The organism is Massilia agrisoli, from assembly GCF_020831365.1.
Lineage (GTDB): Bacteria > Pseudomonadota > Gammaproteobacteria > Burkholderiales > Burkholderiaceae_D > Telluria_A > Telluria_A agrisoli.
The window spans coordinates 1-675 of the sequence record NZ_JAJHPV010000018.1; the positions used below are offsets into that span (position 1 = coordinate 1).

At 59.6% G+C, this 675-nt stretch carries 1 protein-coding gene; it reads left to right on the top strand.

Features of this window, described 5'->3' with window-relative positions:
• Positions 1 to 675 (top strand): EF-Tu/IF-2/RF-3 family GTPase (locus tag LMJ30_RS16525; protein WP_229433501.1); only part of this gene is annotated, 675 nt, incomplete at both ends.

Here is a 675-nt window from a genome sequence, read left to right on the forward strand (position 1 = left end):
AGCACATCCTGCTGGCGCGCCAGGTTGGCGTTCCATACATCATCGTGTTCCTGAACAAGTGCGACCTGGTCGACGACGCAGAACTGCTGGAACTGGTTGAAATGGAAGTGCGCGAGCTTCTGTCGAAGTACGAATTCCCAGGCGACGACCTGCCAATCATCAAGGGTTCGGCACGTATGGCGCTGGACGGCGACACCGGCCCACTGGGCGAGCAGGCAATCGTTGCCCTGGCTGAAGCACTGGACAGCTACATCCCTGAGCCAGAGCGCGCAGTCGATGGCGCCTTCCTGATGCCAGTGGAAGACGTGTTCTCGATCTCGGGCCGCGGTACCGTGGTTACCGGTCGCGTTGAGCGCGGTATCATCAAGGTCGGCGAAGAAATCGAAATCGTCGGCATCAAAGACACCGTCAAGACCACTTGCACCGGCGTGGAAATGTTCCGCAAGCTGCTGGACCAGGGTCAGGCAGGCGACAACGTTGGTCTGCTGCTGCGCGGCACCAAGCGTGAAGACGTGGAGCGTGGCCAGGTTCTGGCCAAGCCAGGTTCGATCAAGCCGCACAACCACTTCACCGGCGAGATCTATGTTCTGTCGAAGGATGAAGGCGGCCGTCACACCCCGTTCTTCAACAACTACCGTCCACAGTTCTACTTCCGTACCACCGACGTGACCGGCT